The following is a 25,933-nucleotide window of genomic DNA, read 5'->3' on the forward strand; positions in this document are numbered from 1 at the left end:
TGAAATACGTGACCGGGATGCAGGACACCGAGGGAGCCGCCATCGCGCGGCCCTCCGGCGTGTCCGCCGAGCGCAGCACGCGAGCGCGTGTCGCCCGGCTCATCCTGGAACACGGGCCCATCACCGCCGCCGCCCTCGGCGAGCGGCTCGGCCTCACCCCCGCCGCCGTTCGCAGGCATCTCGACGCCCTGCTGGCCGAGGGGATGGCCGAGGCCCGCACCGCGAGGCCGCGAGGCCAGCGCGGGCGCGGGCGACCGGCGAAGCTGTTCGCGATAACCGACGCCGGCCGCAGCGCCTTCGAGCACGCCTACGACGGCCTCGCCGGGAGCGCGCTGCGCTTCTTGGCCGAGCGCGTGGGCCCCGAGGCCGTGGCGGAGTTCGCCCACTCCCAGGTGGCCGGCCTGGTCGACCGCCTGAGACCGAGGATGAGCGAGGTCCCCGCCGACCAGCGGGTCCGTGTCCTCGCCGAGGCGCTGTCGGCCGACGGCTACGCCGCCTCGGCGAGCAAGGCGAGCCTGGGCGGCGAGCAGCTGTGCCAGCACCACTGCCCGGTCGCGCACGTGGCCGCGGAGTTCCCGCAGCTGTGCGAGGCCGAGACGGAGGCGTTCGCGCGCATTCTCGGCACCCCCGTGCAGCGGCTCGCGACCATCGCCCACGGCGACGGCGTGTGCACCACGCACGTCAGCCCCCACAGAACACCGGGGCCGGGCGCAGGAGACCCCCCGGCACCTGATCCGGCGCGATCGCCGGCAATCCACGAAACGATCGACACATCGAGCAAGGAGACCGGAAGGTGACTGTCACCGACCGCCCGGAGCTGGAAGGCCTCGGGAATTACAAGTTCGGCTGGGCCGACTCGGACGCCGCGGGAGCGACGGCCCGGCGTGGCCTGTCCGAAGAGGTCGTCCGCAACATCTCCGCGCTGAAGAGCGAGCCGGAGTGGATGCTGGACCTTCGTCTGAAGGGGCTGCGCCTTTTCGGCAAGAAGCCCATGCCCAACTGGGGTTCCGACCTCAGCGGCATCGACTTCGACAACATCAAGTACTTCGTGCGCTCGACGGAGAAGCAGGCCGCCTCCTGGGAGGACCTGCCGGAAGACATCAAGAGCACCTACGACAAGCTCGGCATCCCCGAGGCGGAGAAGCAGCGCCTGGTCGCCGGCGTCGCCGCCCAGTACGAGTCCGAGGTGGTCTACCACAAGATCCGTGAGGACCTTGAGGAGAAGGGTGTCATCTTCGTCGACACCGACACCGCCCTCAAGGAGCACGAGGAGATCTTCAAGGAGTACTTCGGGACCGTGATCCCCGTCGGCGACAACAAGTTCGCCGCGCTGAACACGGCCACCTGGAGCGGCGGCAGCTTCATCTACGTGCCGCCGAACGTCAACGTGGAGATCCCGCTCCAGGCCTACTTCCGGATCAACACCGAGAACATGGGGCAGTTCGAGCGGACCCTGATCATCGTGGACGAGAACTCCTACGTCCACTACGTCGAGGGCTGCACCGCGCCGATCTACTCCTCCGACTCGCTCCACAGCGCCGTCGTGGAGATCATCGTGAAGAAGGGCGCGCGCTGCCGTTACACGACCATCCAGAACTGGTCGAACAACGTCTACAACCTCGTCACCAAGCGCGCCGTGGCGTACGAGGGCGCGACCATGGAGTGGGTCGACGGCAACATCGGCTCCAAGGTCACCATGAAGTACCCGGCCGTCTACCTCATGGGTGAGCACGCCAAGGGCGAGACCCTCAGCGTCGCCTTCGCCGGTGAGGGCCAGCACCAGGACGCCGGGGCCAAGATGGTGCACCTCGCGCCGAACACCAGCTCCTCGGTGATCTCCAAGTCCGTCGCCCGCGGCGGCGGCCGCACCTCCTACCGCGGCCTGGTCCAGATCGAGGAGGGCGCTCACGGCAGCGCCAGCACCGTCAAGTGCGACGCGCTCCTCGTCGACCAGATCAGCCGCTCCGACACCTACCCCTACGTGGACGTGCGCGAGGACGACGTCTCCATGGGGCACGAGGCCACCGTCTCCAAGGTCTCCGACGACCAGCTCTTCTACCTGATGAGCCGCGGTCTGGGCGAGGACGAGGCGATGGCGATGATCGTCCGGGGCTTCGTGGAGCCGATCGCCCGCGAGCTCCCGATGGAGTACGCCCTGGAGCTGAACCGCCTGATCGAGCTGCAGATGGAAGGGGCTGTCGGCTGATGGGTCTCGACACAGGAAAGCCCCTGTCGACCCTCCACGAGAAGGCCTCGTACGACGTGGCCGACTTCGAGGTACCGACCGGCAGGGAGGAGGAGTGGCGCTTCACCCCGCTCTCCCGGCTCAAGGGTCTGCACGAGGGCGTCGCGGCCTCGGCGAACGTGGTCGTGCACGTCGACGCCGCCCCCGAGGTCACCGTGGAGACCGTCGGCCGCGACGACGAGCGGGTCGGTAAGGCCTACGTGCCCGCCGACCGGGTGAGCGCCCAGGCATACTCCTCCTTCGAGAAGGCCACCGTGCTCACGGTCTCGCGCGAGGCGGTCGCCTCCAAGCCGACCGTGATCACCTTCCTCGGGTCGGGTCAGGGCACCGCGTACGGCCACACGGTCGTGAGGCTGGAGCCGATGGCCGAGGCCGTGGTCGTGCTCGACCACCAGGGCAGTGCCGTCTACGCCGACAACGTCGAGTTCGTCGTGGGCGAGGGCGCCACGCTCAAGGTCGTCAGCCTGCAGGACTGGGCCGACGACGCCGTGCACGTCTCCCACCACCACGCCCTGCTGGCCAAGGACGCGACCTTCCGCGGCTTCGTGGTCACCCTCGGCGGCGACCTGGTCAGGCTGTCACCGTCGGTCGCCTACGAGGGCCCCGGCGGCGACGCCGAGCTGAACGGCCTCTACTTCGTCGACGCCGGCCAGCACCTGGAGCACCGCCTGCTCGTCGACCACTCCAAGCCCGGCTGCCGCAGCAACGTCGACTACCGCGGCGCGCTGCAGGGCACCGACGCCCACGCGGTCTGGATCGGCGACGTCATCATCCGGGTCGAGGCCGAGGGCACCGACACCTACGAGCTCAACCGCAACCTGCTGCTCACCGACGGCGCCCGTGCCGACTCGGTGCCCAACCTGGAGATCCTCACCGGTGAGGTCGCCGGGGCCGGCCACGCCAGCGCCTCGGGCCGTCTCGACGACGAGCACATCTTCTACCTCCAGGCCCGCGGCATCCCCTTCGAGGACGCGCGCCGACTCGTCATCAGGGGCTTCTTCGCGCAGCTGCTGGAGAAGATCGAGGTTCCCGAGCTTCGCGAGCGGGTGCTCGCCCGGGTCGAGGCGGAGCTTGAGAAGTGACGTTCGAGAAGGTCTGCAAGCTCGCGGACATCCCCGACGAGGGAGTCATCGGCCTTGAGGTCGACGGCACCCCCGTCGCCCTGGTCCGCCAGGGCGAGGAGGTCCACGCGCTCCACGACGTGTGCTCCCACGCCGAGGTGAAACTCAGCGAGGGGGAGGTCTACGACGGCACCCTGGAGTGCTGGCTGCACGGCTCGTGCTTCGACCTGCGCTCGGGCAAGCCCACCGGCCCGCCCGCCAACAAGCCCGTTCCCGTATACCGAGTGAAGATCGACGGCGATGACGTCCTCGTCTCGCTCTCGAAGGAGTCATAAAGTGTCTGACACGAGCCGAGTCCCCTCGGGGTCCACCCTGGAGATCCGCGACCTGCACGTCACCGTCGCCGACAAGGAGATCCTGCGCGGCGTGAACCTGACCGTGCGGGCCGGCGAGACCCACGCCATCATGGGTCCCAACGGCTCGGGCAAGTCCACGCTCGCGTACGCGATCGCGGGCCACCCCAAGTACACCATCACGAGCGGCCAGGTCCTGCTCGACGGGGTCGACCTGCTGGAGCTCACGGTCGACGAGCGCGCCCGCGCCGGTCTGTTCCTCGCGATGCAGTACCCGGTCGAGGTCCCCGGTGTCAGCGTTTCCAACTTCCTGCGCACCGCCGTCACCTCCATCCGCGGCGAGGCTCCCAAGCTTCGCGAGTTCGCCAAGGACCTCAAGTCCGGCATGGACGCCCTGTCCATCGACGCGGCCTTCGCCCAGCGCAACGTGAACGAGGGCTTCTCCGGCGGTGAGAAGAAGCGCCACGAGATCCTCCAGCTGGAGCTGCTCAAGCCGAAGATCGCCGTTCTCGACGAGACCGACTCGGGCCTCGACGTCGACGCGCTGCGCGTGGTCTCCGAGGGCATCAACCGCTTCCGCTCCGGCGAGACCGGCGTGCTGCTCATCACCCACTACACCCGCATCCTGCGCTATGTGAAGCCGGACTTCGTCCACGTCTTCTCCGCCGGGCGGATCGTGGAGCAGGGCGGCCCCGAGCTCGCGGAGAAGCTTGAGGCGGAGGGCTACGAGGCCTACACGAAGGCGTCGGCCTGATGGACACCGGCCTTGACGTGGAGAGGATCAGGAAGGATTTCCCCGTCCTCTCCCGTGAGCTTCCCGGCGGCAGGCCGTTGATCTACCTCGACTCGGGAAACTCCGCGCAGAAGCCGACCCAGGTGGTCGAGGTGATGCGCGAGCACATGGCGATGCACTACAGCAACGTCGGCCGGGCCATGCACGTGCTGGGCGCGGAGTCCACCGAGGCGTACGAGAACGCCCGCGACAAGGTCGCAGCCTTCATCGGCGCGCCCGACCGCGACGAGGTCGTCTTCACCAAGAACGCCTCCGAGGCGATCAACCTGGTGGCGTACGCCTTCGGCAACCCCGCCGGCGAGGACCCCCGCTTCCGGCTCGGCCCCGGCGACGAGATCGTCGTCTCGGAGATGGAGCACCACTCCAACATCGTGCCGTGGCAGATGCTCGCGCAGCGCACCGGCGCGACCCTGCGGTGGTTCTCCGTCACCGACTCGGGCCGCCTTGACCTGTCCAACCTCGACGAGCTCGTCACCGAGCGCACGAAGATCGTCTCGATCGTGCACCAGTCGAACGTGCTGGGCACGGTGAACCCGGTCGCCCCGGTGCTCGCCAGGGTCCGCGAGGTCGGCGCGCTGATGATGCTCGACGCCTCCCAGTCGGTGCCCCACCAGAAGGTGGACGTGGCCGCGCTGGGCGTCGACTTCCTCGCCTTCACCGGTCACAAGGTCGTCGGCCCCTCGGGGATCGGCGTGCTGTGGGCCCGCGGCGAGTTGCTCGAGGCGATGCCCCCGTTCATGGGCGGCGGCGAGATGATCGAGGCGGTCTGGATGGACCACTCGACCTACGCGCCCGCGCCGCACAAGTTCGAGGCGGGCACCCCGCCGATCGTCGAGGCCATCGGCCTCGGTGCCGCGGTCGACTACCTGTCGGAGATCGGGATGGACGCCGTCGTGCGCCACGAGCGCGAGCTCACCGCGTACGCGCTCGGCGCCCTGGGGGAGATCCCCGGGCTGCGGGTCATCGGCCCGCTGGACCTCGCCGACCGGGGCGGTACGGTCTCCTTCACCCTTGAGGGGATTCACCCGCACGACGTCGGGCAGATCCTGGATGACAACTTCGGGGTGGCCGTGCGCGTGGGACACCACTGCGCCCGCCCGCTCCACCTCAGATTCGGGATTCCCGCGACCACGCGGGCGTCCTTCTACCTCTACAACACACCGGCCGAGATCGACGCACTGGTCCGCGGCCTCCACCACGTGCGGAAGGTGTTCGCCTAGCCATGCCCGAGCAGTCGAGACGGCGTACGGGCGGACGGCGGGCGGCGGACGCCCGCCGCACGGCGTCCGGCGACGCACGAGCGCACGGCGCAGCGAACGAGAAGGTGAGCTCGACCCTATGATCGCCGAGTCCATGTACCAGGAGCTGATCCTGGAGCACTACAAGCACCCGCAGGGGAGGGGACTCCGCGATCCGTACGACGCCGAGGTCCACCACGTGAACCCGACGTGTGGTGACGAGATCACCATGCGCGTGAAGCTGGGCGACGGCGGCAAGGTCGAGGACGTCTCCTACGACGGGCAGGGCTGTTCCATCAGTCAGGCCGCGGCCTCCGTGCTGCACGAGCTGGCCACCGGCTCGACCGTCGACGAGACCCTCGGTGTCGTGGACGAGTTCACCCGGCTCATGCAGGGCAGGGGAAAGATCGAGGCGGACGAGGACGTGCTGGGCGACGCCGTCGCCTTCGCCGGGGTCGCCAAGTTCCCCGCCCGGGTGAAGTGCGCGCTACTGGCGTGGATGGCCTACAAGGACGCGGTCGTGAGGAGCACCAAATGAGCAAGGCTGTAGAGACCCCCACCACGGCGTACGACGGCGACGCCACCCATGACGAGGTCATGGAGGCGCTCAAGGACGTCGTGGACCCCGAGCTCGGCATCAACGTCGTCGACCTGGGCCTGATCTACGGGCTCCACCTGGACGCCGCCGAGGGCGCCGAGGGCGGCGAGGGGGTCGCCCTGCCGGTCGCCACCATCGACATGACGCTGACCAGCGCGGCCTGCCCGCTCACCGACGTCATCGAGGACCAGGCGCACTCGGCCCTGGAGGGCATGGTCTCCGACGTCAAGATCAACTGGGTGTGGCTCCCGCCGTGGGGCCCGGACAAGATCAGCGACGAGGGGCGCGAGCAGCTCCGGATGCTGGGTTTCAACGTCTGAGCGGCGCTTCGCGGCACGGCTCGCACCCCCTCGGTTCGGGCTGTGGCCAATTGTGTGAGAGGATTTCCGAGGCCGGGAAGAAAAGCCCGGCCTCGGAGTGTTGACTCCAACCGACGGACAAGCGGACGGCCCATGCCGGACGCCCCGACCGAACTCGGCACTGCGAACGCCGGGTATGCTTGATCGTGGTTTGACTGCGTGCGGGTAAGCTAGACCCGCCCCGTGCGGTGCGCCTCGACTTGCACCGCACTACCGCCCTTCATGTGGGCGTTGATCCAGCGCGGCCTCAGGCCGTGCGTTCCAGGCTCGTCCTTTCGCAGAAGTGACGTGCCCCGTTCTTCTATCGAAAGGCACGAGTCTTCGTGACCATGCTTGACGCTGTTCTGCCCGAAATCACCGACATCGCCGAGATCTCCCAGGCCCCCGCAGGTCCGTCCGAGTTCACCCTCCTCGGTCTGCCGAAGCCGCTGGTGACCGGTCTCTCCCGTGCGGGCATCGACAGTCCCTTCCCCATCCAGCGGGCCACGATCCCTGACATTCTCGCCGGTCACGACGTTCTCGGCCGTGGCCAGACCGGCTCCGGCAAGACGCTCGCCTTCGGTCTGCCCATGATGTCCCGCATCGCCGGCGCCAAGGCCCGTCCCGGCCACCCCCTCGCCGTCGTCCTGGTGCCGACCCGCGAGCTCGCCATGCAGGTGACCGACGCCCTCGAGCCGCTCGGCCGCGGCCTGTCGCTGCGGATGAAGACCGTTGTCGGCGGCATGTCCATGGGCCGCCAGATCGAGGCGCTGCGCCGCGGCGTCGAGGTCATCGTCGCCACGCCGGGCCGCCTCACCGACCTCATGCAGCAGGGTGAGTGCATGCTGGACGAGGTCCAGGTGACGATCCTCGACGAGGCCGACCACATGTGCGACCTCGGCTTCTTCCCGGTCGTCAGCGCGATCCTGCAGCAGACCCCGGCCGACAGCCAGCGCCTGCTGTTCTCCGCCACCCTCGACGGCGACGTCGACAAGCTGGTCCGCCGCTTCCTCACCAACCCGGTGACCCACTCCATGGCTCCGGCCGCCTCCTCGGTCGACACCATGGAGCACCACGTGCTGGAGGTGCACCGCGACGACAAGTTCCCGGTGACCGCCGAGATCGCGAACCGCGAGGGCCGGACCATCATCTTCGTGCGCACCCAGCACGGGGTCGACCGGCTGTGCAAGCAGCTCGCCCAGGTCGGCATCCGTGCCGGCGGCCTGCACGGCGGCAAGCGCCAGAACCAGCGCACCCGCATCCTGGCCGAGTTCAAGGAAGGCGCGATCAACGTCCTGGTCTGCACGGACGTCGCGGCCCGAGGCATCCACGTCGACAACATCAGCCTCGTGCTGCACGTCGACCCGCCCCAGGACCACAAGAGCTACCTGCACCGCGGTGGCCGTACCGCCCGCGCCGGGGAGAAGGGCACCGTCATGACGCTGGTGCTCCCCAACGAGCGCCGCTCCACCGACGCGATGACCCGCCGCGCGGGCATCAAGCCGTTCCGCATCAAGGCCACCCCGGGCCACCCGCGCCTGGGAGAGGTCGCCGGCGCGCGGATGCCCAGCGGCGAGCCGATCCCGGTCTGGGAGCCTTCGGCGCCGGCCGCCAAGCAGCGTCAGGGGCGCGGTGGCTTCGGTGGCAACGGTGGTGGGCGTGGCCCGCGCCGCTTCCGCTCCGACCGTCCCGCCCACGGCGGCGAGGGCCAGCAGTCCCGCGAGCGTTCCTTCGGTGACGACAGCCGTGGCGCCTCCGGCGGCGGCCAGTACCGCTCCGAGCGCCCCGCCGGTGGCGGTTACCGTTCTGAGCGTCCCTCGGGCGGCGGTTTCCGTTCCGAGCGTCCCGCCGGTGGCTACCGCGGTGGCGAGCGGCGCGAGCCGTTCCGCGCCGACCGTTCGGCTCCGGCCGGCGGTCACCGTTCCGAGCGTCCGGCCGGCGAGCGCGAGTCGTTCCGCGGCGAGCGCCAGGGCGGCTTCCGCGGCGGGGAGTTCCGCGCCGACGGTCGCGGCTCCTCCTCGCGCGGCCGCTACGGGCGCTGATCATCAAGTAGGACCCGAGGGTTCCACCGCGAGCCCCTGAAGGGCCGGTACGACATCCGTCGTACCGGCCCTTCTGCTGTGCTGGGCGGGGGCAGCCGCTGGATCCTGTGCGGGAAGGGCGACGGGCACGTCTTCGCGGCGAGCATGGGCTTCGAACGCACCGAGGTACGGGGCATCCGGCGCCGCTCGTCACCCTGACCAGGCCCTGAAAGAGCTCGCGGCCCCGACCCGAAGGCCCCTCAGGGGGCCTCGGAGGGCGGGGGAGCGGTGCTGGCCCTGGGGGTGAGGCGGGCGATCTCGTCCTCGTACGGGCCCGCCTCCTCCCCGGCCTCCCCGGTGACGAGGGCGAGGAGCCTGCGGGCGGCGTGGGCGCCGTAGGCGGAGATGTCACGGCTCAGGGCGGTGAGCGGCGGGCGGACGACGCGGGAGAGGGGGGAGTCGTCCCAGGCGACGATGGACAGGTCGCCGGGGATGTCCAGGCGCAGGTCCTGGGCGGCCGACAGCCCGGCGACGGCCATGATGTCGTTGTCGTAGACGATCGCGGTGGGCCGGTCGGCGGAGCTGAGCAGTCGCCGGGTGGCGCGGGCGCCCTCCTCGCCGGTGTAGTCGGTGTGCACGGTCACGTGCTCGGCGACGCCTTCGCAGGCCTGGGCGAAGGCACGGTCGCGCAGCACGGTGTGGAGCAGGCGTGGCAGCCCGGCGACCCTCGCGATCCTGCGGTGGCCGAGCGCGGCGAGGTAGCGCACCGTCTCGCGGACGGCGCCGTCGTCGTCGGACCAGACGGAGACCAGCGACCCGGACCCCGACGGATGGCCGACCACCACGGCAGGCAGGTCCAGTGCCTCGAACTCGGGGATCCGCGGGTCGTCCACGTGCAGGTCGACCAGGATGGCTCCGTCGACGCGGCCCTCCGCCCACCAGCGGCGGTAGACCGAGACCTCCTGCCTGTGGTCGGCGACCACCTGCAGCGTGAGCGCGTACGAGCGGGCGGACAGCTCGCTCTCGATGCCGCTGATCAGCTCCAGCGTTCCAAGCGAGAGGGCTGCCGGGTTTACCCGGCAGGTGGGTCGCCTCCCTGTTGCCGTTTCCGTGGTTGAAACGGTCAGGGCCTGGCCGTCGCCTACCTCGACCGGGGGAGGCGAGAAGCCGCTCCCTTCGGGGAGCGGAGGAGTCACGAAGAAGGGTTCCATGCCGAGGGCGCGGGCCGGGCGGCACAGGACCAGGCCCACGGTGTTGGCCCGCGCGCCGTTCAGGGCGCGGGCCGCGCTGTTGGGGCGCCAGCCGATCTCCTCGGCGATCGCCAGGATCCTGGCACGGGTGCTCTCCGAGACGCCGGGCTGCCCGTTGAGGGCGTACGAGACCGCCCCCTTGGAGACCCCTGCCTGTCTGGCGACATCCGTGATCGTCGGTCTTCTCATGTCCACTCTCCCCGATCGGGGTGATTGTAACTGAACCGGTCCAGTCACCTATTGACAGTGCCGACACATTGACTTTACGGTCGCGTTACTTATCCGGTTCAGCCAGCGCATGCGGTCGCGTCTAGATCGGTTGGGAGCGCTCCCATGCTGGAGAGGAGACTGTCGATGCGGATTCGACGAAGGTTCGCGATCCTCGGGATGGCGGCCTGCATGGTCGCGACCGGGTGCACCGGAGGGTCCACGACGCCGTCCGCCCCGAGCGCGGCGCCGCAGGGTTCCGGCGCCGCGGCCCCGTCCGGCGGCGCGGGTGGTGCGGGCGGCGCGGACGCCGCGTTCCCCCGCAACGAGACCCTGTACACCAGTGGCACCCAGTGGGGTCCCCCCGCGAACTGGAACCCGTTGCGGACCTGGGACTCGGCCGTCGGCACCAAGGGGCTCATCTACGAGACCCTGTTCCTGTACGACCCCCAGACGGACGAGTTCACCCCCTGGCTGGCCGAGAGCGGCACCTGGACCGATGACAAGACCTACGACCTCAAGCTCAGGCAGGGGGTCACCTGGGCCGACGGCAAGCCCTTCACCGCCGACGACGTGGTCTTCACGGTCGAGCTCGGCAAGATGAAGACCATCCCCTACGCCAACCTGTGGGACTGGCTGGAGAAGGTCGAGGCGGTCGACCAGAGCACGGTCAGGTTCACCTTCTCCAAGGCCAACTACCAGCAGTGGGCCAACTGGGTCTACGGCAACGCGATCGTCCCCAAGCACATCTGGGAGGGCCTCTCCGAGGAGGAGGTGCTGAACGGCGTCAACGAGAAGCCGGTCGGCACCGGGCCGTACGCCTATCACAGCCACGACCAGGACCGGATGGCCCTGGTCAAGCGCGACGGCTGGTGGGCCACCGCCGCGCTGGGCAAGGACGTCAAGCCCAAGTACATCGTCGACATCGTCAACTCCAGCAACGAGGTCGCGATGGGCCTGCTGCTGCAGAAGGGCCTGGACCTCAGCAACAACTTCCTGCCCGGCGTGGCCAACCTGGTCAAGGGCAACTTCGGCATCAAGACCTACTATCCGGAGCCGCCCTACATGCTCTCGGCCAACACCGCCTTCCTGGTGCCCAACACCAAGAAGAAGCCGTTGGACGACCCCGCCTTCCGCAAGGCGATCGCCAACTCCGTCGACACCAAGAAGATCGTCGAGGGTGTCTACGGCAACCTGGTCAAGGCGGCCGGCCCCACCGGGCTGCTGCCCCAGTGGGACAAGTACGTCGACCAGGCCGTGGTGAGCGAGAAGGGCTTCTCCTTCGACACGAAGAAGGCGAAGAAGCTGCTGGCCGACGCCGGATACAAGGACGGTGACGGCGACGGGTTCGTGGAGAACAAGGACGGCTCCAAGGTCTCGCTGAAGGTCATCGTCCCGGCGGGGTGGACCGACTGGATGGAGGCGAGCCGGGTGATCGCCGAGGGCGCCAAGGCGGCCGGGATCGACCTCACCCCCGAGTTCCCCGACTACAACGCGCTCGTCGACCAGCGCACGTCCGGCAAGTTCGACCTGCTGCTCAACAACGAGCGGCAGCTGTCCAACACCCCCTGGATGTACTACGACTACATGTTCCGGCTGCCGATCAACAAGCAGCAGAACACCGTCAACTTCGGCCGCTACGAGAACAAGAAGGTCTGGGACCTGGTCCAGGATCTCGACGGCAAGAAGGCCGACGACCTTGAGGGCATGAAGCAGGTCGCCTCGGAGATCCAGAAGATCCAGCTGGACGATCTGCCGGTGATCCCGCTCTGGTACAACGGCCTGTGGGCGCAGACCAGCAACGCGGTCTGGACCAACTGGCCCTCCTCCGACGCCGCGACGCCCAAGAGCCCGCCGACCATGTGGCGCAACTGGCTTGAGCTGGGCGGGGTGCTCACCCTGACCGAGCTGAAGCCCGCCGGAGGCTGATCCCCGCGATCCTCGCCCCCTCCCCACGCCGCCCGGCCGCCCGGCCGGACGCGCCGCCCGGTCTCCGGGCGGGACGACCGGCCGCCCGGTTCCGTGGCCGCGCGGGGAGGGGCCCATCTCGCCGATTCTGGAGGATCGCGTGCGACGCTATTTCGGCCGGAAGCTGCTCGTGTACGGGCTCACCTTCCTCGTGGCCGTCACGATCAACTGGATGATCCCGCGCTTCATGCCTGGCGACCCGGTCCAGAGCATGCTGGCCAGGGCGAACGTGTCACAGCCCGCCGCCGTGGAGGCGATGCGGGCCCACTACACGAACCTGTTCGGGCTCGACCTGCCGCTCTGGGAGCAGTACGCCAACTTCTGGGCGGCGCTCTTCCGGGGCGACCTGGGGACCAGTATCTGGCTGTTCCCCACCCCGGTGACCGACGTCATCGTGCGGGCGGTGCCGTACACGCTGGCGTTGCTCATCCCCTCCATCCTGCTCAGCTGGTGGGCGGGCAACAGGTTCGGCGCCTTCGCGGCCAGGCGCAAGTGGCTGGACAACACGGCCCTGCCGATCGGGTACGTGCTCACCGCCACGCCCTACATGTGGCTCGCCATCCTGATGGCCTGGGGACTGGGCATCGTGGCCGGGATCTTCCCCGTCTCCGGCGGCTACAGCTTCTCCATGCGGCCCAACTGGTCGTGGGAGTTTCTCGGGAGCCTGGCGCTGCACTGGTTCCTGCCGTTCGTCTCGCTCTTCCTCGTCGCGTTCGGCGGCTGGGCGATCGGGATGCGCAACATGATCATCTATGAGCTGGAGGCCGACTACTCCACCTACCTGTCCTCCCTCGGAGCGTCCCAGCGGCTCATCCGGCGCTACGCGTTCAGGAACGCGGTCCTGCCGCAGATCACCGGCCTGGCGCTGCAGCTCGGCGTGCTCGTGGCCGGGGCACTCGTCACCGAGATCGTCTTCTCCTATCCGGGACTGGGGCACCTCATCCTCAAGGCGATCCAGAACCAGGACTTCTTCCTGCTGCAGGGGACCTTCCTGTTCATCGTCGTGGGAGTGCTGATCGCCAACTTCATCATCGACATCGTCTACGTCCTGGTCGACCCGCGTACCAGGACCGGGATGGGAGGGGAGGCCGCGTGACCGCCGTGCCCGCGGACCCGCGCCAGGAGGGGAAGGCCGTCGTGACGGTCGTGCCCGCCAGGCGCCGCGAGGGTCTGTACTTCGCGATGCGCAACGGAAAACTGCTGGCGGGGCTCGCCGTGCTGGTCCCGCTGCTCGTCCTGGCCGTGGCCGCCCCCGTGATCGTCGGGGGCGACCCCAACGCCTACGTCGCCGCCCCCGCCTCGCCGCCCTCGGCCGAGCACTGGTTCGGCACCACCATGTTCGGCCAGGACATCTTCGCCCAGTTCGTCTACGGCCTCAGTCTCACCTTCCAGGTGGGGGTGCTCGGCGGCGGGCTGGCCGCGATCATCGGCATGGCGGTCGGCTTCACCGCCGGATACCGGGGCGGGCTGGTCGACGAGGTGCTGAACATGATCACCAACATCGTCCTGGTCCTGCCCGCGCTGGCGGTGCTGCTGATCGTCAACGCCTACCTCGGTGTCCGCAGCGTCGGCGTGCAGGCGCTCTTCATCGGGCTCACCTCCTGGCCCTGGGCGGCGAGGGCGATCAGGGCCCAGACCTTCTCGCTGCGTTCACGTGACTTCGTGGACCTGGCCAGGCTCAGCGGCGTGCGCACCTGGAAGATCATCGCCAGGGAGATCGCGCCCAACATGAGCTCCTACCTCTTCATGACCTTCATCCTGCTGTTCGGCGGGTCGATCCTGATCGCCGCCTCGCTCGACTTCATCGGGCTCGGTCCGAGCGAGGGCGTCTCGCTCGGCCTGATGCTCAACAACGCGGCTCGCTGGAGCGCCCTTCACCTGGGCATGTGGTGGTGGTTCATTCCGCCGGGGGCCGGGATCACCGCCATCGTCGGAGCCCTCTACGTGATGAACGTCGGTCTCGACGAGGTGTTCAACCCGAAACTGCGGGAGCTGTAGATGACTCTGCGTGTGAACGACCTGCGGGTCCACTACAGGACTCTGCGCGGCGAGGTGAAGGCGCTCGACGGCGTCAGCTTCGACGTCGGCGACGGTGAGATCCTCGGCCTGGCGGGTGAGTCCGGCTGCGGCAAGACGACCCTCGGCAAGAGCCTCATCAGGATGGACGGGCGGATGCGGCTGGCCGGGGGCGGAGCCGAGCTGGACGGCGAGGAGCTGCCGATCGGCGACGACCGCCGGATGAACCCCTTCCGCTTCAGCCGGGTCTCCCTCATCCCGCAGTACTCCATGAGCGCGCTGAACCCCACCAGGAAGATCGGCCGGATGGTCACCGAGCTGCTCGCCTCCCGGGGGGAGCGCCTCGACGTCGCCGAGCTGGAGCGACGCCTCGACCTGGTCGAGCTGCCCCGCGACGTCCTGGATCGCTACCCGATCGAGCTGTCGGGCGGGATGAAACAGCGGATGGTGATGGTCGTGTCCACCCTGCTCGACCCGTCCCTGCTCATCGCCGACGAGATCACCTCCGCGCTCGACGTGTCGACCCAGAAGGCCGTGGCCAGGACCCTGGTGGAGTTCAGGGACCGGGGCTTCGTGCGCAGCATGATCTTCATCACCCACGACATCTCGCTCACCTACCAGATCGCCGACACGATCATGGTCATGTACGCGGGAAGGCTGGCCGAGAAGGCGCCGGCGGGCGTGATCGTCGGCGAGCCGCGCCACCCGTACACCCGGATGCTGATCTCCTCGCTGCCGGAGGTCGGTGTCCGCCACGCCGAGCGCAGGCTGTCGGGCATCCCCGGCAGACCGCCCTCGCTGCTCGACCCGCCCTCGGGCTGCCGCTTCAGGGACCGCTGCCCGCTCGCCTTCGAGCGGTGCGCGGAGGACCCTCCGCCGGTCGAGGTCACCCCCGGCCATCACGTCGCCTGCTGGAAGGCCTGACTCGAAGGATTCGGACGATGTTGAGCCTCGAAGGGGTCACCAAGACCTACCGGGTGGGTGCCTTCGGCACCGCGACCCTCACCGCCGTGGACGACGTGAGTCTCGACCTGGCACCGGGGGAGGTGGTCTCCCTCATCGGTGAGAGCGGAAGCGGCAAGACGACCCTCGGCAAGACCGTACTCGGGCTGGTCCGCCCCACGAAGGGCCGGATCACCCTCGACGGCGCGCAGGCCAGGCCGGGCAAGGCCTACTACCGGCACGTGCAGGGGGTGTTCCAGGATCCGTTCAGCTGCTACAACCCGGTCTTCAAGGCCGACCGGGTGCTCCAGATGATCAGGAACGAGTACTTCCCCGGCGTCGCCGACTCCGAGTGGGCCGGCAGGATCGACACCTCGCTCAAGGACGTCGGCCTCGACCCCGGACAGATCCTGGGCCGCTATCCGCACCAGCTCAGCGGCGGCCAGCTGCAGCGCCTGCTGATCGCCAGAGCGCTCCTGCTCGACCTCAGATACCTCGTCGCCGACGAGATCACCAGCATGCTCGACGCGTCCACCAGGATCGACGTCCTCAACCTGCTCGCCGACCTGAAGTCGCGCGGCCTCGGGGTGCTGTTCGTCACCCACGACCTGTCGCTGGGCAACTACATCAGCGAGCGGGCCGTGGTCCTGTACCGGGGACAGGTGGTCGAGTCCGGCCCCACCGACCTGGTGTTCGGCAATCCCCTCCACCCGTACACGATCAGGTTGCTGTCGTCGGTGCCGAGACTCACCGCCCGGTGGGACGGCGAACCCGCCACCGCCCCCGCGGGGGACACAGGAGGGGGACCCTCCACGCTGGTGGAGGCCGAACCCGGTCACCTCGTCCGGCGGGGCGAGGGCACATCCACGGCATCCGCGGGAGCGTGAGTTGAGGGCACTACACGACGGCTGGACCCTTCACCAGGTGGGCGGGAGCCTCTCGCGCGTCCCGGCCACGGTGCCGGGGTGCGTGCACACCGACCTGCTGGCGGCCGGGCTCGCCGAGGACCCGTACCTGGACGACAACGAGAGTCGGCTGACCTGGATAGGCGACTCCGTCTGGGACTACGAGACGGTCTTCGCCTGGCAGGCCGACGGGCACGACCGTACCGACCTGGTCTGCGAGGGCCTCGACACCGTCGCCACGATCGAGCTCAACGGCGTGGAGGTCGCCCGCGTCGCCAACCAGCACCGCTCCTACCGCTTCGCGGTGCGGGAGCTTTTGCGCGAGGGCGAGAACTCGCTGCGGGTGCGCTTCGCCTCTCCGGTGGAGTACGCCGAGGCGCGCAGGGCCGAGCTGGGCGACCGGCCGGGCGCCTACGAGGCGCCCTACCAGTTCATCCGCAAGATGGCCTGCAACTTCGGCTGGGACTGGGGGCCGGCCGTCGTCACCTCCGGCATCTGGCGCCCCATCGGCCTGGAGAGCTGGAGCGTGGCCAGGCTCGCGTCGGTGCGTCCGCTGGTGAGCGGGGACGGACGGGTCGAGGTGCACGTCACGGTCGAGCGCGCCGACGACATGTCGGCCGCGCCCCTCACGCTGACCGCGGAGGTGGCCGGGATCCCGGTGGAGGCGGTGCTGGCCCCCGGCGAGTGCGAGGCGGTGCTGGCGCTGCGGGTGCCCGACCCCCGGCTGTGGTGGCCGCGCGGTTACGGCGGTCAGGACCGCTACGAGCTGGCCGTACGCCTGTCCGAGCGGACCGGCGAGGCGCTGGGGGAGCCGTGGACGCGGCGGATCGGCTTTCGCGACGTCCGCCTCGACCGTACGGACGAGGCCTTCACCGTGGTCGTGAACGGCGTGCCGGTCTTCGTGCGCGGCGCCAACTGGATCCCCGACGACTGCTTCCCCGCCAGGGTGACCCGCGAGCGGCTGGCCGAGCGTTTCGGCCAGGCCGCCGACGCGAACGTCAACCTGCTGCGCGTCTGGGGCGGCGGCCTGTACGAGAGCGAGGACTTCTACGACCTGGCCGACGAGCTCGGCATGCTGGTGTGGCAGGACTTCCCGTTCGCCTGCGCGGCCTATCCGGAGGAGGAGCCGTTCGCCGCGGAGGTGGAGGCCGAGGCGCGCGAGAACGTCACCCGGCTGTCCTGGCGCCCCTCGCTGGTGCTGTGGTGCGGCAACAACGAGAACATCGAGGGCCACGCCGACTGGGGCTGGCAGGACAGACTGGAGGGACGCACCTGGGGGGCGGGCTTCTACTACGAGCTGCTGCCCGCCCTGGTGGCCGAGCTGGATCCCACCCGCCCCTACTGGCCGGGCAGCCCCTACTCGGGGCGCCCCGACCTGGCGCCCAACGACCCCTCGCGCGGCACCATACACATCTGGGACGTGTGGAACCGCGAGGACTACACCCGCTACGGCGCCTACCGCCCCCGCTTCGTCGCCGAGTTCGGCTTCCAGGGCCCGCCCGTCCACACCACCCTGCGCGACGCCGTCAGCGGCGAACTCACCCCCGACGCGCCCCTGGTCCTGCACCACCAGAAGGCGCACGAGGGCAACGCCAAGCTGCTGCGCGGTCTCGGCGACCACCTGCCCGCCCCACGGACCTACGACGACTGGCACTACCTGACCCAGCTCAACCAGGCCAGGGCCATCACCTTCGGTATCGAGCGTTTCCGCTCCCTGGCGCCCTACTGCGCGGGCACGATCGTCTGGCAGCTCAACGACTGCTGGCCGGTCACCTCCTGGTCGGCCGTCGACGGGCGCGGACGGCGCAAGCCGCTGTGGTACGCGCTGCGCCGCGTCTACGCCGACCGCCTGCTCACCGTCCAGGACGGCGCGGTGGCCGTGGTCAACGACGGCCCCGAGCCCTGGACGGGCGAGCTGGAGCTCCAGCGGCTCGCCCTGGACGGGGAGCCGCTGGCCACGGAGAGCGTTCAGGTCAAGGTGGCGCCCCGCTCGGTGGCGAGGATCTCGCTCCCGGACCCGGTGGCCGTCCCCCGGGACCCGTCGGCCGAGCTGCTGTCCGTACGGCTGGACGGGCACCGCGCGCTCCGCTTCTTCGCCGAGGATCCACAGGTCGCCTTCCCCGCCGCCGTCTACGACACCGAGGTGACCCCCGCGGAGGGCGGCGGCCTGGACGTCACCGTCACCGCCCGCACCCTCCTGCGCGACCTCGCCCTCTTCCCCGACCGCCTCGATCCGGCCTCCTCGGTCGACGACATGCTGATCACCCTGCTTCCCGGCGAGAGCGTCACCCTGCACGTCACCGGCTCGCCCGACCCCGCCGCCCTCGTCACCCGCCCGGTATTGCGCTGCGTCAACGACTGAGCGCGGGCGGCGCGTGTCCCAGAGAGTGGACCTGCGCGCGGCGGGGCCGGTGGCCCATTAGGCTTGACGGGCACATCCGACGATTCCGAGAGTGATCATGAAGACCTTCGAAGAGCTGTACGCCGAGCTGTCCGACAAGGCGCGCACCCGGCCCGAGGGCTCGGGCACCGTGGCCGCGCTGGACGCCGGGGTCCATGCCATCGGAAAGAAGGTCGTGGAGGAGGCCGCCGAGAGCTGGATGGCGGCCGAGCACGAGTCGAACGAGCGGGCGGCCGAGGAGATCTCCCAGCTCCTCTACCACGTGCAGGTCCTCATGATCGCCAAGGGGATCGGGCTGGACGAGGTCTACAAGCATCTGTGAGCCGGTGCGCCCGGCTCCCGGTCTCGTAGGCAATCTCGTCCACACGTAAGGAAATCCCGCCATGCTGCGTCTCGCCGTACCCAACAAGGGCGCCCTCACCGAGGGTGCCCAGACGATCCTCAAGGAAGCCGGATACCGCGTCCGCAAGGACAGCAAGGAGCTCGTGGTCGCCGACCCCGAGAACTCCTGCGAGCTGTTCTTCCTGCGGCCCAAGGACATCGCCGTCTACGTCGGCGAGGGCACCTTGGACGCCGGGATCACCGGCCGCGACATGCTCCACGACTCCGGGGCGCGGGTCGAGGAGATCATCCCGCTGGGCTTCGGCCGTTCCACCTTCCGCTTCGCCGCCAACCCCGGTGACTTCGACGCCGTCGCCGATCTCAAGGGCAGGCGCATCGCCACCGCCTACGCGGGCCTGCTGGAGGCATACCTCGCCGAGCAGGGCGTCGAGGCCCGGGTGATCAAGCTGGACGGTGCGGTCGAGACCGCGATCCGGCTGGGCGTGGCCGACGCCGTGGCCGACGTCGTGGAGACGGGCACCACGCTGCGCAACATCGGCCTGGAGGTGTTCGGCGAGCCGATCACCCGCTCAGAGGGCGTGCTGATCAAGGGGGTCGGCACCGAGGAGAGCGCGGGCCTGCGGCAGCTCATCCGCCGCCTGCAGGGCGTGCTGGTGGCGCGCGACTACGTGATGATGGACTACGACATCCGCGCCGAGCGGATCGAGGAGGCCATCGCCCTCACCCCGGGCATGGAGGGGCCGACGGTCTCCCCGCTGCACCGGGAGGGCTGGGTCGCGGTCCGGGCCATGGTCCCGCGCAAGGGACACCAGCAGATCATGGACCAGCTCTGGGAGATGGGTGCCAAGGCCATCCTGGTGACCGCCATCTTCGCCTGCCGTCTCTGACCCGTCGTCCGTGATCTTCCCCGCCACGGGGACGCCCACCCCGTGGCGGTGTCGGTGTACCTGACAAAAACCGCATCGAGGCGGTCGAGCGGGCCCGCACCCAGGGCCGGCTCTGAGCGGGGTTCACGAGGAGAGCGCCGCGGCCTCCTCGGCCTCGATCCGCTCGTTCCACTCGCGCTTGGAGGAGCGCCACGCCTCGTCGTCACGGCCCAGGCGCCAGTAGCCCGAGATGGAGAGTCTCGCCAGCGGGATGCCGCGCTCGGTGCGCAGGTGGCGCCTGAGGTCGCGGACGGAGCCCGCCTCTCCGTGGACGAAGGCGTGCACGTCCCCTTCGGGGAAGTCGAGTTCGCGGACCGCCCTGACCAGCCTCTCGCCGTACCGGGCGGAACCCCGGTGCAGCCAGACGATCTTCACGTCACCGGGGGAGTCGATCCTCTGCTCCTCCTCGGGGCCCGCGACCTCGATGAAGGCCCAGGCGCGGGCGCCGGCGGGGAGGTTCTCCAGGGAGACGGCGATGGCGGGCAGCGCGCTCTCGTCCCCCGCGAACAGGTGCCAGTCCGCCTCGGGGTCGGGCGCGTACGCACCGCCGGGGCCGAAGAAGTGGACCTCCTCACCGGGCTGGACCCGCTCGGCCCACGGTCCGGCCAGGCCGACGTCGCCGTGGTGGACGAAGTCGAGCGTGAGCTCGCCCGCCTCGGCGTCCCAGCGGCGGACGGTGTAGGTGCGGGTGGTGGGCCACTGCTCGCGGGGCAGCTCGCGGACCGCCTCCATGTCGAACGGCCGGGGGTAGCTCACCCCGGCCGGGGCGAACAGCAGCTTGACGTAGTGGTCGGTGTAGCCGTCCGTGCGGAACCCGGAGAGCCCTTCGCCGCCGACCACGACCCGGATCATGTGGGGAGTGAGCCGCTCGACCCGCCGGACCAGGCCGCTCGTCACCTTCCGCGTGCGGCGTTCGGCTTTCTCGTCTGCCATCTGTCACTCCGTGGGGATCTAAGTTAGGTGAACCTAACTCGTACCATATGTCACCGGAGCGTGGCGACGGCCTTCACCGCCCGGTCAACCTGTTCGGGGGTGGTGACGATCCCGGTGCCGAAGCGCAGGTGGACGTCCCGGTACGGGGTGGCGCTGGTGATGATCCTGTGCTCCCTGCGGAGCCTGCCCACCGCGGTGGGGGCGTCCACGCCGTCGATAGCGCAGCAGATCAGGCCGGCCGACAACTCGGGGGAGACCGGGGTGATCAGGCGTACGTTGGGCAGGGCCGCGAGCCCCGCCTTGAGCCGGGTGGCCTGTTCGGCGATCCTGGCCGCCACCCGTTCCTTGCCGATGGCCCGATGGAAGGCGAACGCCTCGTCCAGCGCCCAGCGGTGCTCGAAGCTGTGGTAGCCGCCGGGGGTGTGCAGGAGCCCGCCCGGACCGTACGGTTCGTCGCCCGTCCCCGGGTCGACGGTCACGTTGGAGAAGCTCGCGACCACCGGTAGCAGCGCGTCCCAGGCCCGCCCCTTTCCCCACAGGACGCCGGTGCCCCGGGGTCCGAACAGCCACTTGTGGGTGCCGCTGGCCAAGAAGTCGCAGCCCAGTTCCTCCACCCCGTCGGCCGTCGCGCCCAGGCCGTGCACCCCGTCCACGCACAACAGAGCCCGGTCCTCGGCGTCTCTGGAGCGGTTGGCCTCGGCGACCATGTCGGCGATCGCCCTGACCGGCATCCGCACCCCGGTGCCCGAGTGCACCCAGGTGATCGCCACCACCCGGGTCCTCGGTGTGAGCGCGGCCTTCAGCCGGGAGACGATCTCGTCGGCGGAGGCTTTGGCCGGATCGTCGTACAGGCGGACCCTGGCGACCTTGGCGCCGGTCCTCGCGGCGAGCAGCCGCAGGCTCTCGTGGGTTGCGAAGAAGTCGTGTTCGGTGGTGAGCACGTCCTGACCGGGGAGCAGGCGCATGCCGCTGTAGAGCAGGCCCAGGCCCATCGTGGTGCTGTCGGTGAGGGCGACGTCGGGTGCGTCGGCGCCCAGGTAGGCCGCGGCGGCCTCGCGCACCGCCCTCTCCCTGTTCTCGGCGTGCAGGTAGGCGTCGGTGTCGGTGTCGAGGCCGCGCCGGTGCTCCTCGATCGCCCGCCGCACCTGGGCCGGGTGGGCGGCGAGGACGTAGGCGGCGAACTGGGCGTAGGAGGGGTCGAGCGGGAACTGGGCACGCACCGACTCCCAGCTGGCGGGGTCGAACGACGGAGGCCGCGATGCGGCGGGGGCGGCGGGTTCTTCGCCTGGGGTGCATCCGGACAGTGCGGCCCCGGCTCCGGCCAGGAGGCCCGCGCCGAGCAGCCCTCGCCGCCCGACCCGAGGTCCGCGCTCGCCCATCTGGCACCCCTAGCCGTCGTCCCGCCCTGTGCCCCTTCCTATCGTGATCATGCCCGTCTGCCAAGGGGGCGCGGTGCGATCGCGGCGAATATTCGGATCTACAATGTAAAGGCACCGGGCCGGATCGAAGAGATCGCACCGCCCGCGGACGCGACCTCCTCAGCTCTGCATGGCCGCGACCTGGCGAATCAGGTCGGAGACCCGGACGACGCCCATGCAGCGGCCCACCTCGTCGGTGACGACCAGGTCGTCGTAGACGCGCTCGGCGTCACGGCCGGCGACCTGCATGGCCGCTATGGCGGGGGTGGTCCTGGGAACCGTGCGGGCGGGGTCGGCCAGTCGTCCGGCGGCCTTCCTGCCGTGCAGGGCGTGGCCGAAGCGGCCGGCGATCGACAGCAGGAAGCGGCTGCGGTCGAGACTGCCCTTCGGGCGCTGGTACTCGTCGACGAGGATCACGCTGGTGATGGACGGCTCGCTGCCGAAGGCGTCGATCACGGCCTCGGAGGTGGCGTCGTAGGGGAGGGTCACCGCGGGCAGCAGGAACTCGTGGACGCGGGGCCCGAGGACTGCTCGGGAGGACTCCTGCTCGACGACCGGGAGCGGTACGTGCACCCGCCCCGACGGGCCGGGGACCAGCAGGGGCCCCTGGGCCAGCCGCACCCCCCAGCCGCGGATCGCGGAGAGCTGCGCCTCGTCCCTCACCCCCGGGGCCAGCACGTGCGCCCCCGTCCCCCGCGCGAGCCTCGCCAGGCCTTCGCCGATCGCGGCGCGGCGCGGGTCGTGGGCAACCTGGGCGATCAGGTCCGGTGAGATCACCGCCAGGTAGGGCGCCGCGTCGGCGACCAGGTCCAGCGGGACGTGCCCGGTGCCCAGGTCACCGACCGCGATGAGGTAGCCGATGGCGCGCAGGCCGTCCAGCCCGGTGAGCAGGGAGCGGCGCTCGAACTGGGCGAAGTCACCTCGCACGGTGAGGATCACCTCGCGGGGTCGCCGGCCTGAGGCGCGCAGGGCCTCGTGGAGCGGCGCGAGCGCGGCCGAGCCGCCGATCACCGCGGCCGCCGGCAGGGTGAGCACCAGGGGGAGCAGGATCTCGCTCGCGGCGACGTCGCGCACCGTCTGGACGGTGGAGGATATGTTTCCGCGGTTTCCGCCGTCGGCCTGGAAGGCGATGACGCCCCCGGTGTCGAGATCGACGACGGGCGTGACACCCGTGCCTGCCGCGGAGGACTGCGGGACGGCTCGCGCTCTGGTTGTCACGTTTCGAGCATGGGACATCCTTTGACGGCGCAAAAGTGACGCACTGTGATGTTCACCGACTTTTCGCCGTTCGTTGGACTTGACCGGGGAGATCGTGTGGTCGGCGAGGTCGGCCGGTAGTGTCGCGTTCCATGACGTCGCGACCGGCCAAGGGGGGAGGCCGCTGGGTCTCCGTGGCGCCCGAACGCCTGAACCGCTGGATCGACGGCTTCGTCGACCGGCACGGTCCGCCGAGTGTGACGGTCTCGGCCTCCGTCGTACGCCTCGAAGGCGCGGACGGCGCGGTCGCCGAGTGCCAGGTGCCGTTCCCTCCGCTCACCGGCGCCGGGGGTGGCCCGATCGCGCGCCTGGTCACCCACGTGCGCACCGAGCGCAGGATCGGCGTGCTGCTCGTACGGCTGGGCGGCCACGCGGCGGGCATCTTCCAGGGCGAGGAACTGCTCTCCTCCAAGGTCGGCTCACGGCAGGTCCACGGGCGCAGCGCGGCGGGTGGCTGGTCACAGCGGCGCTTCGCCCGGCGCAGGGAGAAGCAGGTGGACCAGGCGCACGAGGCGGCGGCGGAGGTGGCGCTGCGCGTCCTCGGCCCGCACGTGGGCGAGCTGGAGGCCGTCGTGCTGGGCGGGGACCGGCGCGCGGTGGACGCGCTGCGGCCCGACCGCAGGCTCGCCCCGGTCTTCGCGCTGGAGACCGAGCCCTTTCTGACGGTCCCCGATCCTCGGCTGGTGATCCTCAAGGACACCCCCGCCCAGTTCCGCGCGGTACGCATCAGGGTGAGCGACCCACTGTGACCGGGGCCGGCGTGGCCGGGCGTGCGGTGAGGTGGGTGCGGTGAGCGGCTCCCGCGTGAGCGGGCGTCGCGTGGAGGGACACTACGGGCCCCGTGGGGCGGGTGTGGTGACGGGGGCCGGTGTGAGCCGGTCCCGCTGGAGCCGGGGCTCGGGTAATCGTGGAGAAGCCAACCGGTGTCGCGCCGTACACTGATCGGTATGCGCACTCCCGATTGACCGTCGTCCCCATGAAGGCGAGACGGCCGAGCCGAGAGCCGGGAGACACAGGGCGCGGCGGGTTCGGCCACAGTGATGTGAGCCTGTGTATTTCCTGCTGGGAGTGTTCTCCAACCATGATCGTAGCTTCTGACATCGAATTGCGGGCCGGGGCCCGGTTGCTCATCGAGGGTGCGTCCTTCCGGGTGAACCCCGGTGACAAGATCGGGCTCGTCGGCCGGAACGGGGCGGGGAAGACCACGCTGACCCGGGTCCTCGCCGGAGAGGGATCGCCCGCCTCGGGCGCGGTCACCATCAGCGGCGAGGTCGGCTACCTGCCGCAGGACCCTCGCACGGGTGATCTGCACATCCTCGCCCGCGACCGCATCCTGTCGGCGCGGGGACTCGATCAGGTGCTGCGTGAGCTGCGTGAGGCCGAGCTCGGCATGTCCTCGGCCGACGACCGCACGAGGGACCGCGCGGTCCGCGCCTACGGGCGCCTGGAGGACCGGCTGCACGTCCTGGGCGGATACGCCGCGGAGTCGGAGGCCGCTTCCATCGCCTCCAGCCTGGGGTTGCCCGACCGGGTGCTCGGCCAGCCGCTCGAGACCCTCTCCGGGGGGCAGCGCAGGCGGGTGGAACTGGCCAGGATCCTCTTCAGCGGGGCGGAGACTCTCCTGCTTGACGAGCCGACAAACCACCTGGATGCGGACTCAATCGGGTGGCTTCGTGATTTTTTACGATCTCACCAGGGCGGCTTGATCATTATCAGCCACGACGTCTCGCTTCTTGAAGCGACGGTAAACCGCGTCCTGCACCTCGACGCCAACCGTGCGGTGATCGACACCTACAACGTCGGCTGGAAGGCCTATCTGACCCAGCGCGAGACCGACGAGAAGCGCAGGAGGCGTGAGCGCGCCAACGCCGAGAAGCAGGCCTCGGCCCTGATGTCGCAGGCCGACAAGATGCGGGCCAAGGCCACCAAGGCGAAGGCCGCGCAGGACATGCAGCGCCGCGCCGAGCGTCTGCTGTCGGGCCTGGAGGTGGAGCGGCGCAGCGACAAGGTCGCCAAGCTGCGCTTCCCCCAGCCGGCCCCGTGCGGGCGCACCCCGATCATGGCGGAGGGGCTGTCGAAGTCGTACGGCTCCCTGGAGGTCTTCACCGACGTCGACGCGGCCGTCGACAGGGGGAGCAGGGTCGTCATCCTGGGCCTGAACGGCGCGGGCAAGACCACTCTCCTGCGGATTCTCGGCGGCATCGAGGAGCCCGACACCGGCGCGGTCAAGCCCGGACACGGGCTCAAGCTGGGTTACTACGCGCAGGAGCACGAGACGATCGATCCCGAGCGCACCGTGCTGGAGAACATGCGCTCGGCCGGGGGAGAGCTCCCCGACGTGGAGCTGCGCAAGGTTCTGGGCTCGTTCCTGTTCACCGGAGACGACGTGGACAAGCCCGCGAGGGTGCTGTCGGGCGGGGAGAAGACGCGGCTGGCGCTGGCCACGCTGGTGTTGTCCGCGGCGAACGTCCTCCTCCTCGACGAGCCCACGAACAACCTCGATCCGGCGAGCAGAGAGCAGGTTCTTTCGGCGCTAACGTCCTATTCTGGGGCGATTGTGCTCGTCACGCATGATGAAGGTGCTGTAGAGGCTCTACGACCCGATAGGGTGATCTTGCTGCCTGACGGAGTTGAAGACGCGTGGAGCGACGAATTTTCCGATCTTGTGGCACTTGCCTGATCTTAATTTGAGCGGGTACGGATCTTTTCCCGTGGAGTAGG

23 protein-coding genes are annotated in these 25,933 nt (G+C 69.8%); 19 read left to right on the forward strand and 4 right to left on the reverse strand.

Annotated elements, in window-relative coordinates; genetic code table 11:
* Positions 1-17: 17 nt before the first annotated feature.
* The 9 genes from ABZ664_RS24090 to ABZ664_RS24130 all read left to right on the forward strand — a co-directional run bounded on the left by ABZ664_RS24090 (position 18) and on the right by ABZ664_RS24130 (position 8,668).
* A complete protein-coding gene (locus ABZ664_RS24090; protein ID WP_362514369.1) occupies positions 18-797 on the forward strand; it encodes a metalloregulator ArsR/SmtB family transcription factor in 780 nt (259 codons plus the stop codon).
* Positions 794-2,206 carry a Fe-S cluster assembly protein SufB gene (sufB, locus tag ABZ664_RS24095; RefSeq protein WP_344920891.1) on the forward strand — a complete coding sequence of 471 codons (1,413 nt, stop codon included), beginning with the start codon at positions 794-796 and terminating at the stop codon, positions 2,204-2,206. The genes ABZ664_RS24090 and sufB overlap by 4 nt, the downstream gene beginning before the upstream one ends.
* Positions 2,206-3,327 carry a Fe-S cluster assembly protein SufD gene (gene sufD, locus ABZ664_RS24100; protein WP_362514034.1) on the forward strand — a complete coding sequence of 374 codons (1,122 nt, stop codon included), beginning with the start codon at positions 2,206-2,208 and terminating at the stop codon, positions 3,325-3,327. Before sufB ends, sufD begins: the two co-directional genes overlap by 1 nt.
* Positions 3,324-3,641 carry a non-heme iron oxygenase ferredoxin subunit gene (locus ABZ664_RS24105; RefSeq protein ID WP_350947742.1) on the forward strand — a complete coding sequence of 106 codons (318 nt, stop codon included), beginning with the start codon at positions 3,324-3,326 and terminating at the stop codon, positions 3,639-3,641. The genes sufD and ABZ664_RS24105 overlap by 4 nt, the downstream gene beginning before the upstream one ends.
* A 37-nt stretch (positions 3,642-3,678) precedes the next feature.
* On the forward strand, positions 3,679-4,413 hold the full coding sequence (gene sufC / locus ABZ664_RS24110; RefSeq protein WP_362514373.1) for a Fe-S cluster assembly ATPase SufC: 735 nt from the start codon (positions 3,679-3,681) through the stop codon (positions 4,411-4,413).
* Positions 4,413-5,672 carry a cysteine desulfurase gene (locus tag ABZ664_RS24115; RefSeq protein WP_362514038.1) on the forward strand — a complete coding sequence of 420 codons (1,260 nt, stop codon included), beginning with the start codon at positions 4,413-4,415 and terminating at the stop codon, positions 5,670-5,672. Before sufC ends, ABZ664_RS24115 begins: the two co-directional genes overlap by 1 nt.
* A gap of 118 nt (positions 5,673-5,790) precedes the next feature.
* On the forward strand, positions 5,791-6,228 hold the full coding sequence (sufU, locus tag ABZ664_RS24120) for a Fe-S cluster assembly sulfur transfer protein SufU (protein ID WP_362514041.1): 438 nt from the start codon (positions 5,791-5,793) through the stop codon (positions 6,226-6,228).
* Positions 6,225-6,608, forward strand: a complete 384-nt coding sequence (locus ABZ664_RS24125) for a metal-sulfur cluster assembly factor (protein ID WP_362514044.1) — start codon at positions 6,225-6,227, stop codon at positions 6,606-6,608. Before sufU ends, ABZ664_RS24125 begins: the two co-directional genes overlap by 4 nt.
* A gap of 368 nt (positions 6,609-6,976) precedes the next feature.
* A complete protein-coding gene (locus tag ABZ664_RS24130; RefSeq protein ID WP_362514047.1) occupies positions 6,977-8,668 on the forward strand; it encodes a DEAD/DEAH box helicase in 1,692 nt (563 codons plus the stop codon).
* Between the two features lie 239 nt (positions 8,669-8,907).
* Here the strand turns inward: ABZ664_RS24130 and ABZ664_RS24135 are convergent, their stop codons facing one another.
* The gene (locus tag ABZ664_RS24135) at positions 8,908-10,086 is read right to left on the reverse strand and encodes a LacI family DNA-binding transcriptional regulator (protein WP_362514050.1); all 1,179 of its coding nucleotides are present in this window, start codon (positions 10,084-10,086) and stop codon (positions 8,908-8,910) included.
* Positions 10,087-10,251: 165 nt separating this feature from the next.
* Between ABZ664_RS24135 and ABZ664_RS24140 the strand changes: the two genes are divergently transcribed.
* From ABZ664_RS24140 to hisG, 8 genes are all read left to right on the forward strand, one after another.
* On the forward strand, positions 10,252-12,033 hold the full coding sequence (locus ABZ664_RS24140) for an ABC transporter substrate-binding protein (protein ID WP_362514053.1): 1,782 nt from the start codon (positions 10,252-10,254) through the stop codon (positions 12,031-12,033).
* 139 nt (positions 12,034-12,172) lie between these two features.
* Positions 12,173-13,168 (forward strand): ABC transporter permease, encoded by a 996-nt coding sequence (locus ABZ664_RS24145; RefSeq protein WP_362514056.1) that lies wholly within the window; start codon positions 12,173-12,175, stop codon positions 13,166-13,168.
* An 86-nt stretch (positions 13,169-13,254) separates the two neighbouring features.
* On the forward strand, positions 13,255-14,070 hold the full coding sequence (locus ABZ664_RS24150) for an ABC transporter permease (protein ID WP_350947816.1): 816 nt from the start codon (positions 13,255-13,257) through the stop codon (positions 14,068-14,070).
* A complete protein-coding gene (locus tag ABZ664_RS24155; RefSeq protein WP_362514060.1) occupies positions 14,071-15,012 on the forward strand; it encodes an ABC transporter ATP-binding protein in 942 nt (313 codons plus the stop codon).
* A gap of 17 nt (positions 15,013-15,029) precedes the next feature.
* Entirely contained in the window at positions 15,030-15,917 is an 888-nt protein-coding gene (locus ABZ664_RS24160; RefSeq protein WP_362514063.1) for an ABC transporter ATP-binding protein, read from the forward strand.
* A gap of 1 nt (position 15,918) precedes the next feature.
* On the forward strand, positions 15,919-18,297 hold the full coding sequence (locus ABZ664_RS24165; RefSeq protein WP_362514066.1) for a glycoside hydrolase family 2 protein: 2,379 nt from the start codon (positions 15,919-15,921) through the stop codon (positions 18,295-18,297).
* Between the two features lie 91 nt (positions 18,298-18,388).
* A complete protein-coding gene (locus tag ABZ664_RS24170) occupies positions 18,389-18,658 on the forward strand; it encodes a phosphoribosyl-ATP diphosphatase (RefSeq protein WP_362514069.1) in 270 nt (89 codons plus the stop codon).
* A gap of 61 nt (positions 18,659-18,719) precedes the next feature.
* Positions 18,720-19,565: an ATP phosphoribosyltransferase gene (hisG, locus tag ABZ664_RS24175; RefSeq protein ID WP_362514072.1), complete on the forward strand. Its 846-nt coding sequence runs from the start codon at positions 18,720-18,722 to the stop codon at positions 19,563-19,565.
* A gap of 123 nt (positions 19,566-19,688) precedes the next feature.
* Here hisG and ABZ664_RS24180 read toward each other — a convergent pair whose 3' ends face one another.
* From ABZ664_RS24180 to ABZ664_RS24190, 3 genes are all read right to left on the reverse strand, one after another.
* Positions 19,689-20,537, reverse strand: coding sequence for a siderophore-interacting protein (locus ABZ664_RS24180; RefSeq protein WP_362514075.1), 849 nt, complete (start codon positions 20,535-20,537; stop codon positions 19,689-19,691).
* A 50-nt stretch (positions 20,538-20,587) separates the two neighbouring features.
* Entirely contained in the window at positions 20,588-21,916 is a 1,329-nt protein-coding gene (locus tag ABZ664_RS24185) for an aminotransferase class V-fold PLP-dependent enzyme (protein ID WP_362514078.1), read from the reverse strand.
* Positions 21,917-22,075: 159 nt separating this feature from the next.
* Positions 22,076-23,173, reverse strand: coding sequence for an EAL domain-containing protein (locus ABZ664_RS24190; RefSeq protein ID WP_362514081.1), 1,098 nt, complete (start codon positions 23,171-23,173; stop codon positions 22,076-22,078).
* Between the two features lie 131 nt (positions 23,174-23,304).
* On the opposite strand from ABZ664_RS24190, the gene ABZ664_RS24195 reads away from it, so the two are divergent.
* Positions 23,305-23,961 (forward strand): acVLRF1 family peptidyl-tRNA hydrolase, encoded by a 657-nt coding sequence (locus ABZ664_RS24195; protein WP_362514084.1) that lies wholly within the window; start codon positions 23,305-23,307, stop codon positions 23,959-23,961.
* 332 nt (positions 23,962-24,293) lie between these two features.
* Positions 24,294-25,892 carry an ABC-F family ATP-binding cassette domain-containing protein gene (locus ABZ664_RS24200; protein WP_362514087.1) on the forward strand — a complete coding sequence of 533 codons (1,599 nt, stop codon included), beginning with the start codon at positions 24,294-24,296 and terminating at the stop codon, positions 25,890-25,892.
* Positions 25,893-25,933: the final 41 nt, after the last annotated feature.

Origin of the sequence: Streptosporangium sp. NPDC006930, assembly GCF_040635605.1 — a bacterium.
Taxonomy (GTDB): domain Bacteria; phylum Actinomycetota; class Actinomycetes; order Streptosporangiales; family Streptosporangiaceae; genus Streptosporangium.

Bases quoted from the DNA above. Each gene is read 5' to 3' on its own strand.
- sufU (WP_362514041.1), top strand. From the start codon at position 5,791: ATGATCGCCGAGTCCATGTACCAGGAGCTGATCCTGGAGCACTACAAG.
- ABZ664_RS24115 (WP_362514038.1), top strand. From the start codon at position 4,413: ATGGACACCGGCCTTGACGTGGAGAGGATCAGGAAGGATTTCCCCGTC.
- ABZ664_RS24090 (WP_362514369.1), top strand. From the start codon at position 18: ATGCAGGACACCGAGGGAGCCGCCATCGCGCGGCCCTCCGGCGTGTCC.
- ABZ664_RS24140 (WP_362514053.1), top strand. From the start codon at position 10,252: ATGCGGATTCGACGAAGGTTCGCGATCCTCGGGATGGCGGCCTGCATG.
- ABZ664_RS24160 (WP_362514063.1), top strand. From the start codon at position 15,030: ATGTTGAGCCTCGAAGGGGTCACCAAGACCTACCGGGTGGGTGCCTTC.
- ABZ664_RS24150 (WP_350947816.1), top strand. From the start codon at position 13,255: ATGCGCAACGGAAAACTGCTGGCGGGGCTCGCCGTGCTGGTCCCGCTG.
- ABZ664_RS24195 (WP_362514084.1), top strand. From the start codon at position 23,305: ATGACGTCGCGACCGGCCAAGGGGGGAGGCCGCTGGGTCTCCGTGGCG.
- ABZ664_RS24130 (WP_362514047.1), top strand. From the start codon at position 6,977: ATGCTTGACGCTGTTCTGCCCGAAATCACCGACATCGCCGAGATCTCC.
- ABZ664_RS24185 (WP_362514078.1), bottom strand. From the start codon at position 21,916: ATGGGCGAGCGCGGACCTCGGGTCGGGCGGCGAGGGCTGCTCGGCGCG.
- ABZ664_RS24125 (WP_362514044.1), top strand. From the start codon at position 6,225: ATGAGCAAGGCTGTAGAGACCCCCACCACGGCGTACGACGGCGACGCC.
- ABZ664_RS24180 (WP_362514075.1), bottom strand. From the start codon at position 20,537: ATGGCAGACGAGAAAGCCGAACGCCGCACGCGGAAGGTGACGAGCGGC.
- sufD (WP_362514034.1), top strand. From the start codon at position 2,206: ATGGGTCTCGACACAGGAAAGCCCCTGTCGACCCTCCACGAGAAGGCC.
- ABZ664_RS24135 (WP_362514050.1), bottom strand. From the start codon at position 10,086: ATGAGAAGACCGACGATCACGGATGTCGCCAGACAGGCAGGGGTCTCC.
- ABZ664_RS24155 (WP_362514060.1), top strand. From the start codon at position 14,071: ATGACTCTGCGTGTGAACGACCTGCGGGTCCACTACAGGACTCTGCGC.
- hisG (WP_362514072.1), top strand. From the start codon at position 18,720: ATGCTGCGTCTCGCCGTACCCAACAAGGGCGCCCTCACCGAGGGTGCC.
- ABZ664_RS24200 (WP_362514087.1), top strand. From the start codon at position 24,294: ATGATCGTAGCTTCTGACATCGAATTGCGGGCCGGGGCCCGGTTGCTC.